The following is a 13,964-nucleotide window of genomic DNA, read 5'->3' on the forward strand; positions in this document are numbered from 1 at the left end:
GATCACTCGGAGGAAGCCGATACCCACTCGCTGCCGCCCAGCGGATGGTTGTACACGGGCCGGCCTGTGTTCCCGCTCGTCCGGAACGGCTTCCCGTGGTCGTCGACGCGCACCGTGCCGCTCTTCGTCCCGCTGGACCAGTCGAGTTCCAGGTACCAGCTCACGTCGTGCGCCCGTGCGTCCGCGAACACGTAGAAGACCTCGGGGTCGGACTCGCTGACCTTGTACGGGAAGTCCCGCTGTCCGCCCTTGAGCGCGGTCACGGGCTGCCCCGCGTCGAGGTCCACGGTGAACGACTTCGTCTCGACACCTCCGCCACAGCCCACGCCCATCGCGTAGTCGTTCCAAGCGAGTGGAACGTCCTTCCGCACCACTCGCACGTGCAGTGCTTCCACGACGACGGTCGCTCTGTCCGTGCCCTGCACCGTCAGGGCGAGCATCTGCTCCCCGCTCGCGACCCCGCCGAGCGCGGTGACCCAGCCGCGCGCGTCCGACTCGTTCGGCGGCGGCGGCGGCACCTGCGGGGCGTCCCGGTTCACCAGGTAGTGCTGGCTGCACGGGTCGTCCCACTTGTACGCGTCGGCGACGACGGCCGGTGCACCTGCGCCGTCCTCGGCCGCGCCGCCCCCGGCCGCGCTGTCCTGCGGGACAGGTCCGCCGCTCGACGAGACGGACGCCTTGGGACTGCCGCCGTGCGAGGCGGACGCCGAGGCCGATCCCTGGTGGGCCTCGGGCGTCGAACGGGCGCCCTGCGCGCCCCGGCTCCCCGCAGTCTGCGGCACGCCGAGGGCGATGGCCTCTCCCTTGGAGTCGTCGCCACCTCCGCCCGACCCGAAGTGAACGGCCAGTGTGGTGGACACGATCGCGGTCAGCGCAACGGCGACGGCGCCGGCGAGCAGCAGGGCCCGCCGGCTCCGTTTCGCCGGCTCCTGCGCCGGCACCGGCACGCGCACCGGCTCCGACCCGGGCACGGACACCGAAGCCGGATCCGGGGCCGGAGCCACGGCCTCCCGCCCCACCCGTGACACCGAACCCGTCGCGCTCCCGGTCGCCGCCCCGTCACCCGGGGCAGAGCCGGCCCCCTCGTCCGTGCCCGCCTCGGCGCCGTCCCCGTCGCCTCCCGGGACCGCGACCGGCGCCGTCGCCGCTGCCGATCCCGGCGGGGGCCCCGCGCCCGGGGTTTTCTGCCTCCGCAGCGCGTCCGCGAGGACCCAGCTCCGGTGCAGCTCGATCAGCTCCTCCGGAGTCGCCCGGCACATACGCGCGAGGCGCTCCACGGGCGCGTAATCCGTCGGTACGGCATCCCCGTTGACGTACCGGTGCAACGTGGACGTACTCACGTGCAGCCGTTTGGCGAGCGCCCCGTAACTGAGCCCGGACCGCGCCTTCAGCTCCCGCAGTAATCCCGCGAACTCGTCCCCCGCCATACGTTCCTCCATCCCCCGCGTCCCGGACCGTGTTCCAGGGCGACACTGTTTTCCCAGCTCAGACCCTGCGCGAACGTTCCGGCGTCCCGAATACCCCGGCGATGGTGGTGGCCGGGACGGAACACCGCACAAGCTTCGGTCATCCAAGCACGCCGCTCCCGCCGACCGGTCGAGCGGCCGACCCACCAGCGACACCCCAGGGGGATCACCATGTCCGTACGCACCGCACGCACTGCCCGTACCCGCTTCCTCGCCGCCACGGCGGTCGCACTCGCCGCGCTGACTCTGACGGCGTGCAACGACGGCGACGGCGTACGCGGCGAAGGCCCGTCCGACACGTCCGCTTCCTCGTCGCAGCCGAGCGGACCGGCGGCAGACGCGGGTTCGACGGCGAAGCCCGCGGGCAACGGCACCGCGAGCTCGACGGGCGGCTCGACGGCGGGCGGCACGGGCGGCTCGAAGAGCACGCCCACCGCCGCCGGCTCCGCACAGGGCTCCGGCAAGAAGACCGGGACCGGCTCCAAGACCGGCTCCAACGGGCAGACCGGCACCAGGAACGTCGCCTGCGACGGCTCCACGACGAAGACCACCGCGACCGCGGTGTCCCGTCCGCTCAACCACCTGCTGCTCACCGTCACCAACACCGGCACGAGGAACTGCGACCTGACCGGCTATCCGATCGCCCGGTTCGCCGAGGCCCAGTCCGTCCCGCCGGTCGCGGAGGAGACACACCCGCAGGCGGTCGTGACCCTCGCCCCCGGCGAGTCCGGCTACGCGGGTGTGCTGCTGTCGGCCGCCGACGGCAGCGGGGGCAACGGCTACACCGCCAAGACTCTGGAGATCGGCTTCGACAAGGGCCGCAGCGCCACTCCGGCCCTCCCCGCAAAGGGCGTCTACATCGACGACAAGCTCACGGTGACGTACTGGCAGCAGGACCTGGACGGCGCGCTCGCGTACTGAGCGGAGCGCGCCCCCCGATCGTGTCGCCGGAACCGCCCCCCGCCCCGCCGGGAGGTCAGCGCAGCTTCAGCGCGGCCTCGGTCGCCCAGTACGTGAGGATGTTCTGGGCGCCGGCGCGCTTGATGCCGGTCAGGGTCTCCATGATCGCCTTGTCCCGGTCGATCCAGCCCTTCTCGGCGGCGGCCTCGATCATCGAGTACTCGCCGGAGATCTGGTAGGCGGCGACCGGCACGTCCACCGCGTCGGCGACACGGGCGAGGATGTCGAGGTAGGGGCCCGCGGGCTTCACCATCACCATGTCGGCGCCCTCCTCCAGGTCGAGCGCCAGCTCCCGCAGGGACTCCCGCGCGTTGGCCGGGTCCTGCTGGTACGTCTTGCGGTCGCCCTTCAGCGAGGAGCCGACGGCTTCCCGGAAGGGGCCGTAGAAGGCCGAGGAGTACTTGGCGGTGTAGGCCAGGATGGCGACGTCCTCGCGGCCGATCTGGTCGAGGGCGTCCCGGATGACGCCGATCTGGCCGTCCATCATCCCGCTGGGACCCACGATGTGGGCGCCCGCGTCGGCCTGCACCTGGGCCATCTCGGCGTAGCGCTCCAGGGTCGCGTCGTTGTCGACCCGCCCCTGCTCGTCGAGCACACCGCAGTGCCCGTGGTCGGTGGTCTCGTCGAGACACAGGTCGGACATCACGAGCAGCTCGTCGCCGACCTCGGCGCGGACATCGCGCAGGGCGACCTGGAGAATCCCGTCCGGGTCGGTGCCGGGCGTCCCGACGGCGTCCTTCTTCGCGTCGTCCGGAACCCCGAAGAGCATGATTCCGGAGACTCCGGCCTCCAGCGCCTCCACGGCCGCCTTCTTCAGGCTGTCCCGCGTGTGCTGCACGACCCCGGGCATCGAGCCGATCGGCACCGGCTCGCTCACACCCTCGCGGACGAACGCGGGGAGGATGAAGTCGGCCGGGTGCAGCCGGGTCTCGGCGACCATCCGGCGCATGGCGGGCGTGGTACGCAGCCGCCGGGGACGGGTACCGGGGAAGGATCCGTACTTCGTCATGGCATCTACGCTACGCCCGTCACAGGGGCACCTTTACCGACTCCGCGTCGGAGCCCGAGGCGCCTCCGGGCCGGGTCAGAACACTCGGACGAGAGCTGTGACGTCCACCGGAGCCACGGGAGCTTCGCCGGGCCGGGCGGCGCGGCAGTCGCGGCACCACGCTCCCCGGAACGGCGCTCTGAAGCCTCTGTCGCAGCCGCCTTCACAGGTCGTCATGGCGGGTGGAGGGGGCAGGGGCCGGCTCGGGAGCGGCTCGGCCTCGCCTGCCCCCGGAAGGGACGGCAGTGCCGGTGGAAGCAGGTCCAGCAGGCGGTTGCGGAGGAAGCCGGCCGGGTGTCGCACACGGAGGGGAAGGCCGTCGGTCAGGGCATGGATCACCGACGCTCTGCCGAGACCGTTCTCGAACCAGGCGACGACCAGGGGAGCCAGCCGCCGCACCTCCCGCCCGGACAACGTCAACCGGATGTCGGTCCGACGCAGCCCGGCGAGCAGCGCTTCGGCCTTGTCGCGGTGCTCGCCGCGGGGCGGCCCCGACTCGGCGCGGTCCGCGATCGGTTCGGACGGTTCTGCCTCGGTGGTCCGCTCCGCGTCGGTGGCGCATCCTGCGACGCGCGCGGCGTGGGCTGCCACGACCGGCTCCGGTAGGGCCTCGTTTTCGGCCTCGGAGGGCGGACCGCCGGGAGCGGTGAGGTCCTGGACCGGAGTTTCCGAGGGCCGCGCAGCCGTGGTCGCCGGGAACGCCTGGGGTGTCGGGGCTGCTGGGGCGGCGGCCGTTTCCGGATCTCCCTCCCGGCGAGCCCGGGTGAGCGCGGGGGCGTGGAAGGCGTACGTACGGGTGACCATCTGCCCGGAGGGGAGCCGTTCCCGCACCCGCTCGACATAGCCCCGTGCCTCCAACTCCCGCAGCGCGCAGGCGATCCGGGCCCGCCCCTCGGGGAACCACTCGGCGAGGCTGCGGATGTCCACCCGCGCGCCCTCGGGCAGCGAAAGGATGTGCACGGCGATCCCGACCGCGGTCGCGGAGAGCCCTCGGTGCTGGGCGAGGTGGTTGCCGACGATCGTGTACCGGTCGGGCTGGTACTCACGTACGTGCGTGACACCGGAGCGGGTGGCGTTGCGCCGTACTCCCTGCTTCGGGAGCAGCGCATCGATAAGCTTGGTCACAGCCATGGGGAAGGGGCTTGTCTTCCTCTTTGGTCAGGCCCTCGCACTGGGATTGCCGTCCCGGCGGGGGCCGAAGCATGTGTGGGGATGTTGAGTTGTGGGTGTTGCCTGCGGCGAGCGTGCACGTCCGAGCCGCCCGCGCGCCACCCGTACCAGCCCGTTTCACCCGCTCGGGTGACATGAGCCGGGTTTGGTTGGTCGGTCGGTATTTCCCCCGGGTTCTTTGGTCTTTTACCGCCCGCCGCCCCGGCCCACCCGCCACCGAAGGACCCGTCACCGGGCTCCGGTTCGGGCATCACCGGGCAAGCCCGAGATCGAGTTCCGCCCACACCGTCTTGCACGGCACAGGACCCGACCGCACACCCCAGAGGTCCGCGAACTCCTCCACGAGCAACAGCCCGTAGCCCGACTCGGACCGCCTGTCGGCGCTGTCCCGCACCCGGGTGGGCCACCGCTCGCCCCGGGCGTCGGCGACCTCCACGCACAGCGTCCGGGGAGCGAGGACGGAGAGGGTGAGGCGGAAACTCCGGCCGGGGACGCGGCCGTGCAGGACGGCGTTCGAGGCGAGTTCGGCGACGACGAGCCGAGCCGGGTCCAACGGCAGCCCCCAGTCGTGCAGTTGCTCGGCCGCGAGCAGCCGGGCGAGGCGGGCGCCGCGCCGGGTGGCGGAGAGCGGCACCGAGAAATGGTGGAGCGGAGAGTGCACAGTTCGCTGATTCACGTGACTCAGCGTGTTCTCGCGTACGTAATCTGTGAAGACCGGCAGCCCGTGCGGACGGTGTCTGTCCGGGTGGCGTCCGATTCTGTCCGGGCTGTACGGGGTGACCGGGAAGCGTGCGCCGGCGTTGGGCAGGGAAGCGCGTGGCGGGAAGGCGGCGGGCGTGAGCGAGTGGGACGCGGGGCTGGAGGACGACGAAGAGGCCGGGGCCGTGATGAGGACCGTCCAGCGCCAACTGAGGCTGTGGCGCGAGTCGGCCGGCCTGACCCAGGCCGAGTTCGGGGCGGCCATCGGGTACGGGGAGGAGCTGGTCTCCTCCGTGGAACGGGGGCGGCGCATCCCCCGGCCCGAGTATCTGGACCGCGCGGACGAGATCCTGTCGGCGGGCGGCAGACTCGCGGCGCTGAAGGAGGACTTGGCGGAGGTCCGGTACCCGAAGAAGGTACGGGACCTGAAGAGGCTGGAGGCGGACGCGATCGAGCTGTGCGCGTACAACAACTCGGTGATTCATGGGTTGTTGCAGACCGTGGAGTACGCGACTTCGGTCTTCGGCGCGCGCCGACCGCCGTTCAGCGAGGACGAGCTGGAGCAGAGGCTGGCGGCCCGAGTGTCCCGCCAGAAGATCGTCGACGGCACGATGGCCCGGCCGTTCTTCAGTTTCGTCCAGTGCGAGTCGACCCTTCGGCGGCCCATCGGAGGCAGCACGGTCATGCGGCGCCAGCTCGAAAGCCTGCTGGAGATCGCCGAGTTCCGGAACGTCGACCTCCAGGTGCTCCCGCTGAGTCGCGAGGTGAACTCCGGCCTGGCCGGTTCCTTCAGACTGCTCAGGCTCAAGGACGGCGGCACCGTCGGACACGTCGAAGTGCAGCACATCAGCCGCGTGATCACCGACCCGAGAGAGGTCCAGCTGCTCGACATGCGCTATGGGACCATCCGGGCACAAGCTCTCGACCCGCGAGAGTCAACAGCCTTCATCGAGAGAGTGCTTGGAGAGACATGCCCCTGAAGCCAGGCAGCGAAGCAAGCATCGCACCGGAGTGGATAAGGAGCAGCTACAGCACGGACGAGGGCCCCGACTGCGTCGAGGTGGCCGCCCACCCGGACCGCATCCTCGTCCGGGACTCCAAGAACCCCGACGGCCCCCACCTCGCCCTCGCCCCGACCGCCTGGGCGGCCTTCCTGCCGTCCGTCTGACCGGCCGCACAACGAAGAACGCCCCGCCGTCTCCGTAAGAGACGGCGGGGCGTTCTCACCTGTGTCAGGTGGTCCGGCGCCTGCGCGAGCCCGGGCGGCGCTCGCTCGGGCGGGTCACCGGGTCACCGGCGTCCAGCGCGGCGGCGCGCCGCCGCAGCCCGAAGTCCGCCAGCGCCTCCGCCAGCTTGTGCACGGAGGGCTCCGGAGCCATCACGTCGACCCGCAGCCCGTGCTCCTCGGCCGTCTTGGCGGTCGCGGGACCGATACAGGCGATCACCGTCACGTTGTGCGGCTTGCCCGCGATGCCCACCAGGTTCCGCACGGTCGACGACGAGGTGAAGAGCACCGCGTCGAAGCCGCCGCCCTTGATCGCCTCGCGGGTGTCGGCCGGCGGCGGCGACGCGCGCACGGTGCGGTACGCCGTGACGTCGTCGACCTCCCAGCCCAGCTCGATGAGCCCGGCCACCAGCGTCTCGGTGGCGATGTCGGCACGCGGCAGGAACACCCGGTCGATCGGGTCGAAGACCGGGTCGTAGGGCGGCCAGTCCTCCAGGAGACCGGCGGCGGACTGCTCCCCGCTCGGCACCAGGTCCGGCTTCACGCCGAAGGCGATGAGCGCCTTCGCGGTCGACTCGCCGACGGCCGCGACCTTGATGCCCGCGAAGGCACGGGCGTCGAGCCCGTACTCCTCGAACTTCTCCCGCACGGCCTTGACCGCGTTCACCGAGGTGAAGGCGATCCACTCGTAGCGGCCGGTCACCAGGCCCTTGACCGCGCGCTCCATCTGCTGGGGCGTGCGCGGCGGTTCGACGGCGATCGTCGGCACCTCGTGCGGCACGGCCCCGTACGACCGCAGCTGGTCGGAGAGCGACGCCGCCTGCTCCTTCGTCCGCGGTACGAGCACCTTCCAGCCGAACAGCGGCTTGGACTCGAACCACGACAACTGGTCGCGCTGGGCGGCGGCGGAACGCTCACCGACCACGGCTATCACCGGGCGGCCACCGTCCGGGGACGGCAGCACCTTCGCCTGCTTCAGCGTCTGCGCGATCGTGCCGAGCGTCGCCGACCAGGTGCGCTGCCGGGTCGTGGTACCGGCGATCGTCACCGCCATCGGGGTGTCGGGCTTGCGGCCGGAGGCCACGAGTTCACCCGCGGCCGCGGCCACGGAGTCGAGGGTCGCCGACACGACGACGGTGCCGTCGGAGGCGCCGACCTCGGTCCAGCAGCGGTCCGAGGCGGTCCGCGCGTCGACGAACCGTACGTCCGCGCCCTGCGCGTCCCGCAGCGGCACACCCGCGTAGGCGGGCACACCGACGGCGGCGGCGATGCCGGGCACGACCTCGAACGGAACGCCCGCGCGGGCGCAGGCCAGCATCTCCTCGGCGGCGTAGGTGTCGAGCCCGGGGTCACCGGACACCGCACGCACGACCCGCTTGCCGCCCCGTGCGGCCGTCATGACAAGATTGGCTGCGTCCCTCGACGCGGGGTCACCAACGGTTGTTGACGCGCTGTCAACAACCGTCAGCTGAGGCGTGCCTGTGCTCTGGTACGTATCCGGCGAAGTGTCCGGATCCGTGTTCAGAACAGCGACGCCTTGTCTGGCGTGAACGCGCACCACGTCGAGCACATCGTGCTCGGCGACGAGGACGTCCGCGTTCGCCAGCGCCTCTACGGCGCGCAGTGTCAGCAGCCCTGGATCTCCGGGTCCGGCACCCAGGAAGGTGACGTGCCCGTGGTCCGGACCGGCGGGAAGGTTGGTGGGGCTCACAGTGCTCGCTCCCCCATCAGACCGGCCGCGCCCTTGGCAAGCATCTCGGCGGCGAGTTCACGGCCGAGCGACATCGCCTGGTCATGCGTCTCGGGCACGGGACCGGTGGTGGACAGCTGCACCAGCGTCGAGCCGTCGGTCGTCCCGACGACGCCGCGCAGGCGCATCTCCTTGACAATCTGCCCGTCGGCCAGCAGGTCGGCCAGCGCGCCCACGGGTGCGCTGCAGCCGGCCTCCAGGGCGGCAAGCAGAGATCGCTCGGCTGTCACGGCGACCCGGGTGAACGGGTCGTCGAGCTCTCCGAGCGCGGCGACGAGGTCCGCGTTGTCCGCGGCACACTCGATCGCGAGGGCCCCCTGGCCGGGGGCGGGCAAAACATTGTCGACCGACAGGAAGTCGGTGACCTCGTCGATCCGGCCGATCCGGTTGAGTCCGGCGGCGGCGAGCACGACGGCGTCGAGCTCCCCGGCGCGGACGTACCCGATGCGGGTGTCGACGTTCCCGCGGATGGCGACCGTCTCGATCGTCATCCCATGACTGCGCGCGTACGCGTTCAGCTGGGCCATGCGCCGCGGCGAGCCGGTGCCCACGCGTGCGCCGTCCGGCAGCTCCGCGAAGGTCAGCCCGTCGCGGGCGACGAGCACGTCGCGCACGTCCTCGCGCACCGGCACGGCGGCCAGCGCGAGGTCATCGGGCTGCGCCGTCGGCAGATCCTTGAGGGAGTGCACGGCGAAGTCGACCTCCCCGCGCACCAGTGCCTCCCGCAACGCGGTCACGAAGACGCCCGTGCCGCCGATCTGCGCGAGGCTCTCGCGGGAAACGTCGCCGTACGTCGTGATCTCAACGAGCTCGACGGGCCGTCCGGTCACCTTGCTCACGGCATCCGCCACCTGCCCGGACTGGGCCATGGCGAGTTTGCTGCGCCTGGTCCCGAGCCTCAAAGCCTGCTCACTCATGCTCGCCCTCGGTTCTTGGCGTTCTCGGTGTTGTTCTCGGCCCGCGAGACGGCGGCGACCGTCTCCGGGTCCAGGTCGAACAGGGTCCGCAACGCGTCCGCGTACCCGGCACCGCCGGGTTCGGCGGCCAGTTGCTTGACCCGTACGGTCGGCGCGTGCAACAGCTTGTCGACGACGCGCCGCACGGTCTGGCTGATCTCGCCGCGCTGCTTGTCGTCGAGGTCCGGCAGCCGTCCGTCCAGCCGCGCGATCTCGTTCGCGACGACATCGGCGGCCATGGCGCGCAGCGCCACGACAGTGGGGGTGATGTGCGCGGCCCGCTGGGCGGCACCGAACGCGGCCACCTCGTCGGAGACGATCCGGCGCACCTGGTCCACGTCCGCGGCCATCGGCGCGTCCGCGGAGGCGTCGGCCAGCGACTCGAGGTCGACGAGCCGCACACCGAGCAGCCGGTGCACGGCCGCGTCGATGTCACGGGGCATCGCCAGGTCGAGCAGCGCGAGCACCGGCGCGGGGCGCGGGGCCTCGGCGACGGGTTCGGGCCTGCGGCGCTCGGGGATGCGGCCGATCGTGGCGACGGTCGCGGCCAGCGCGGTGATGACCTCGGCGTCGGTGTCGGGCGCACGACGGCTGTCGCGGCGCTCGACGGTCCCCGTGCCCTTGTCCACCCAGGCCGCGTGCTGCTCCAGGGTGGCGGCGTCCATGCCGGCGACGGCCGCCTCGCCCATGACGGAGAAGCCGGTGGCGCCCTGCACGGCGGACAGGTCCAGCGGACAGCCGTCCTCGGTGCCGAGGCTGGTCGACGCGAGGTGCCCGGCCGGACCGGCCGACGCCTCGTCGCGTACGGCCGCGGGCGTTCCCGTACGTCCTTCGACGGCGGCCGCGACCGACTCGGCCGTCAGGACGATCCCGGTCGCTCCGGTGCAGGACACGGCGATGTCGGCACGTGTCAGCTCGACCGGTACCGAGTCCATCGGTACCGCGCGGGCCACCACGTCCGTGTCGTCGCCGCCGGTGAGGATCTCGGCGAGGCGCTCGGCGCGGTCCTGGGTGCGGTTGGCGATCACGATCTCGCCGACGCCGACCCGTGCGAGCGTCGCGGCGGCCAGCGAGGACATCGAGCCGGCGCCGATGACGAGGGCCTTCTTGCCCTTGGCCCAGGCCTCGACCGCCCGCCCGGCGGACAGCTGCTCCAGGCCGAAGGTGACCAGGGACTGTCCGGCGCGGTCGATGCCGGTCTCGGAGTGGGCGCGCTTGCCGACCCGCAGGGCCTGCTGGAACAGATCGTTGAGGAGGCGGCCCGCGGTGTGCAGCTCCTGCGCGGTGGCGAGCGCGTCCTTGATCTGGCCGAGGATCTGGCCCTCGCCGACGACCATCGAGTCCAGGCCGCAGGCCACCGAGAAGAGGTGGTGGACGGCCCGGTCCTCGTAGTGCACGTACAGGTGGGGAGTGAGCTCCTCGAGCCCGACCCCGCTGTGCTGGGCGAGCAGCGTCGACAGCTCGGCGACGCCCGCGTGGAACTTGTCCACGTCGGCGTACAGCTCGATGCGGTTGCAGGTGGCGAGCACCGCGCCCTCGGCGGCCGGCTCGGCGGCGAGGGTGTCCTGGAGCAGCTTGACCTGCGCGTCCGGGGACAGCGCGGCCCGCTCCAGAACGCTCACCGGAGCGCTGCGGTGGCTCAGCCCGACGACGAGGAGACTCATGCCGGCATCACGGCGGGAACATCCCCGTCGGGCCCTTTGCGGTTGTTCTCCTGCGCGGCGGTGGCGGCGGCGGCACCGGCCTGCGCCTCGGCCTCCTCGCCGGCCTTGCGCTGCTCGTGGAAAGCGAGGATCTGCAGCTCGATGGAGAGATCGACCTTGCGCACGTCGACACCGTCCGGGACGGTCAGCACGGTCGGCGCGAAGTTCAGGATGGAGGTGACTCCGGCGGCCACCAGACGGTCGCAGACCTGCTGGGCGGCTCCGGCCGGGGTGGCGATGACACCGATCGACACGCCGTTCTCGTCGATGATCTTTTCCAGCTCGTCCGTGTGCTGGACCGGGATTCCGGCAACGGGCTTGCCGGCCATCGCGGGATCCGCGTCTATGAGCGCGGCGACACGGAATCCGCGCGAGGCGAACCCTCCGTAATTGGCCAGTGCCGCACCGAGGTTGCCGATACCGACGATCACTACCGGCCAGTCCTGGGTCAGGCCCAGTTCGCGGGAGATCTGGTACACGAGATACTCGACGTCGTAGCCCACACCACGCGTCCCGTAGGAGCCGAGGTAGGAGAAGTCCTTGCGCAGCTTCGCGGAGTTGACCCCCGCCGCGGCCGCGAGCTCCTCGGATGAGACCGTGGGTACCGAGCGCTCCGACAGTGCGGTGAGGGCTCGGAGGTACAGCGGAAGCCGGGCGACGGTGGCCTCGGGAATCCCTCGGCTGCGGGTCGCCGGTCGGTGAGTTCGGCCAGTTGCCACGGTGCTCCTGCGGGTAGAGCGGGGCTTTAGGCGGTCACACGTACCTAGACCGCCCCGTCGAATGCAGGCTATGTCTTTGTGAACGCGTGCACAAAGACGGTGTCCGATTTGCCCGGCCAACGTGACCGGGGTCACGCACGCCCGGCGCGCACGTATGGAACCGGTGCACGGGCGGCTTCGTTCCGTACTTGAAGGGGGCAAAACCGCACACTCTCCTCAACGAATCCCGCCCCCGAGACCAATCGCCGTCGATCCTAGGCGACGTTCCCGACCACTTGGACTACTCAGTCAGGTCACAAGTCGGGGCACATCACGGGCGCGGTCGGCGCTCCCCGCACGCGGTTCACCGTGCGAGGGCTTTGCGAAGGCGTTCCTCGTTCACGCGCCAGAAGGTGTGCTGGGCGCCGTCCACCAGCACGACAGGGATCTGTTCCCAGTACTGGCGGTGCAGTTCCTCGTCCTCGGTGATGTCCTTCTTCTCCCAGGGGACCCCGAGATCGGCACACACCTTCTCGATCACTTCCTGTGCGTCATCACACAGATGACACCCGGGCTTCCCGATCAACGTCACCAGACGCTCCTCGGGCGCCCTGCTCTGCGTACGGCGGTCGCTGCGCCGGAACATGGGGCTCATACGCGCCATTCTCCCGCCCCGGACGCCCGTACGGGCACGCTCCGCGCTTCGCACGACAACCGGCCCGCGCGCAGGGCCGACGCGCCGCGGCCGCAGCGCATCGGATCGGTTGTTTAACGGCACGGTCGCGGAGAGTTCACAGCGTCGAATCCTGTCGACTCCGGAAGCACCGAACAGACTGGCTATGCTCACGACATGGCCGCTCTCGGATGGCTCACTCCCCGTAGGCGCTCCGCCACGGCGCGGAGCGTGTTGGCAGGCGAGGCCTCTGCGGAGGCAGCGCGCAAGTCCTCGCAGGAACTGGAAGAACTGGCACCGCCGGATTCCCCGGAAGAACCCGACTTCCCGGTGCTCGGCGACGACCGGGCCGCCGCCTTCTTCGATCTCGACAACACCGTGATGCAAGGTGCTGCCCTCTTCCACTTCGGACGGGGCCTGTACAAGCGGAAGTTCTTCGAGACCCGCGACCTGGCCCGGTTCGCCTGGCAGCAGGCGTGGTTCAGGCTGGCCGGCATCGAGGACCCGGAGCACATGCAGGACGCGCGCGACTCCGCGCTGTCGATCGTGAAGGGCCATCGGGTCTCCGAGCTGATGTCGATCGGCGAGGAGATCTACGACGAGTACATGGCCGAGCGGATCTGGCCCGGCACCCGCGCCCTCGCCCAGGCGCACCTGGACGCCGGACAGAAGGTGTGGCTCGTCACGGCGGCCCCGGTGGAGATCGCCACGGTGATCGCGCGGCGGCTCGGTCTCACGGGCGCACTGGGCACGGTCGCGGAATCCGTGGACGGGGTCTACACCGGCAAGCTGGTCGGCGAACCCCTGCACGGTCCGGCCAAGGCCGAGGCCGTACGGGCGCTGGCGTCCGCGGAGGACCTGGACCTGGCCCGCTGCGCGGCGTACAGCGACTCGCACAACGACATTCCGATGCTCTCGCTGGTCGGGCACCCGTACGCGATCAACCCGGACGCGAAACTGCGCAAGCACGCGCGGGACTTCGACTGGCGGCTGCGGGACTACCGCACGGCGCGCAAGGCCGCGAAGGTCGGGATTCCCGCCGCGGCCGGGGTCGGCGCGGTGGCCGGCGGCACGGCCGCCGCGATCGCGCTTCACCGCCGCCGCCGCTGACATTCGGCCTGTCGGCGCCTGCCGGGGTGCCTGCGGTCCGGTGGGTGGGTGGGTCGGGGCCGTGCCACATCCCAGTCCGTCGCCGCTGGATCAGACGTCAGTTCTGACGCGAGCCGCTGCTCGATCCGAACGTAAGCGACGGACATAGGGATATACCGGCACGGCCCCTCCCGTGCGATGTCCGCTGCGGGTGCGCGGGGGCTTGGGCGTCGCCACTCTGGTGCGCTTTTCGGCTGCGGGCGCGTTTTCCCTTTTTCAGCCCCGGCCGGGGCTGAGTTTCAGCCCCTCCGGCGTTCGAGGAGCGGGGTCCGGGGCGGAGCCCCGGGTTCGGGCCGGGCAGGGGCGGAGGGGGCGAAAACCTGTCCGGACCTGGGACGGGAGCGCTCCTCCGCGAGGCAATCACATGGTCCTACCCACCCCGTGGGCGGCGCAGTCATGTTCACCGCAGGCGGGCACAACACGCCCTGTACTCAGACGGAACACGAACCGACTCGATCAACAAGTGG

Annotated in this window: 13 protein-coding genes; 4 read left to right on the forward strand and 9 right to left on the reverse strand. The window is 71.2% G+C overall.

What is annotated here, in order from left to right; all coding sequences use genetic code 11:
* Positions 1-2: 2 nt before the first annotated feature.
* The gene (locus OOK38_RS11060; protein WP_266761358.1) at positions 3-1,427 is read right to left on the reverse strand and encodes a helix-turn-helix transcriptional regulator; all 1,425 of its coding nucleotides are present in this window, start codon (positions 1,425-1,427) and stop codon (positions 3-5) included.
* A 210-nt stretch (positions 1,428-1,637) separates the two neighbouring features.
* On the opposite strand from OOK38_RS11060, the gene OOK38_RS11065 reads away from it, so the two are divergent.
* A complete protein-coding gene (locus tag OOK38_RS11065) occupies positions 1,638-2,387 on the forward strand; it encodes a DUF4232 domain-containing protein (RefSeq protein WP_266761356.1) in 750 nt (249 codons plus the stop codon).
* A 55-nt stretch (positions 2,388-2,442) separates the two neighbouring features.
* Here the strand turns inward: OOK38_RS11065 and hemB are convergent, their stop codons facing one another.
* The 3 genes from hemB to OOK38_RS11080 form a co-directional block, all read right to left on the reverse strand.
* Entirely contained in the window at positions 2,443-3,435 is a 993-nt protein-coding gene (gene hemB, locus OOK38_RS11070; RefSeq protein WP_266761354.1) for a porphobilinogen synthase, read from the reverse strand.
* A gap of 75 nt (positions 3,436-3,510) precedes the next feature.
* Positions 3,511-4,605 (reverse strand): helix-turn-helix domain-containing protein, encoded by a 1,095-nt coding sequence (locus OOK38_RS11075; protein WP_266761352.1) that lies wholly within the window; start codon positions 4,603-4,605, stop codon positions 3,511-3,513.
* A gap of 289 nt (positions 4,606-4,894) precedes the next feature.
* On the reverse strand, positions 4,895-5,320 hold the full coding sequence (locus tag OOK38_RS11080; protein ID WP_266761350.1) for an ATP-binding protein: 426 nt from the start codon (positions 5,318-5,320) through the stop codon (positions 4,895-4,897).
* 160 nt (positions 5,321-5,480) lie between these two features.
* Between OOK38_RS11080 and OOK38_RS11085 the strand changes: the two genes are divergently transcribed.
* Both OOK38_RS11085 and OOK38_RS11090 read left to right on the forward strand, forming a co-directional pair.
* A complete protein-coding gene (locus tag OOK38_RS11085; protein ID WP_266761349.1) occupies positions 5,481-6,323 on the forward strand; it encodes a helix-turn-helix transcriptional regulator in 843 nt (280 codons plus the stop codon).
* Positions 6,314-6,511, forward strand: coding sequence for a DUF397 domain-containing protein (locus tag OOK38_RS11090; protein ID WP_266761347.1), 198 nt, complete (start codon positions 6,314-6,316; stop codon positions 6,509-6,511). The genes OOK38_RS11085 and OOK38_RS11090 overlap by 10 nt, the downstream gene beginning before the upstream one ends.
* Positions 6,512-6,575: 64 nt before the next feature.
* Here OOK38_RS11090 and OOK38_RS11095 read toward each other — a convergent pair whose 3' ends face one another.
* The 5 genes from OOK38_RS11095 to OOK38_RS11115 all read right to left on the reverse strand — a co-directional run bounded on the left by OOK38_RS11095 (position 6,576) and on the right by OOK38_RS11115 (position 12,339).
* A complete protein-coding gene (locus OOK38_RS11095) occupies positions 6,576-8,279 on the reverse strand; it encodes a bifunctional uroporphyrinogen-III C-methyltransferase/uroporphyrinogen-III synthase (protein ID WP_266761345.1) in 1,704 nt (567 codons plus the stop codon).
* Positions 8,276-9,235: a hydroxymethylbilane synthase gene (hemC, locus tag OOK38_RS11100; RefSeq protein WP_266761343.1), complete on the reverse strand. Its 960-nt coding sequence runs from the start codon at positions 9,233-9,235 to the stop codon at positions 8,276-8,278. Before hemC ends, OOK38_RS11095 begins: the two co-directional genes overlap by 4 nt.
* Positions 9,232-10,938: a glutamyl-tRNA reductase gene (locus OOK38_RS11105; protein WP_266761342.1), complete on the reverse strand. Its 1,707-nt coding sequence runs from the start codon at positions 10,936-10,938 to the stop codon at positions 9,232-9,234. Before OOK38_RS11105 ends, hemC begins: the two co-directional genes overlap by 4 nt.
* On the reverse strand, positions 10,935-11,696 hold the full coding sequence (locus OOK38_RS11110; RefSeq protein WP_266761340.1) for a redox-sensing transcriptional repressor Rex: 762 nt from the start codon (positions 11,694-11,696) through the stop codon (positions 10,935-10,937). The genes OOK38_RS11105 and OOK38_RS11110 overlap by 4 nt, the downstream gene beginning before the upstream one ends.
* A 343-nt stretch (positions 11,697-12,039) precedes the next feature.
* Complete coding sequence (locus tag OOK38_RS11115) at positions 12,040-12,339, reverse strand: glutaredoxin family protein (protein ID WP_266761338.1); 300 nt, start codon at positions 12,337-12,339, stop codon at positions 12,040-12,042.
* A gap of 186 nt (positions 12,340-12,525) precedes the next feature.
* Between OOK38_RS11115 and OOK38_RS11120 the strand changes: the two genes are divergently transcribed.
* Positions 12,526-13,458 carry an HAD family phosphatase gene (locus tag OOK38_RS11120; RefSeq protein ID WP_266761336.1) on the forward strand — a complete coding sequence of 311 codons (933 nt, stop codon included), beginning with the start codon at positions 12,526-12,528 and terminating at the stop codon, positions 13,456-13,458.
* Positions 13,459-13,964: the final 506 nt, after the last annotated feature.

The organism is Streptomyces sp. NBC_00568 (genome assembly GCF_026341855.1).
In the GTDB taxonomy this organism is placed as follows: Bacteria; Actinomycetota; Actinomycetes; order Streptomycetales; family Streptomycetaceae; genus Streptomyces.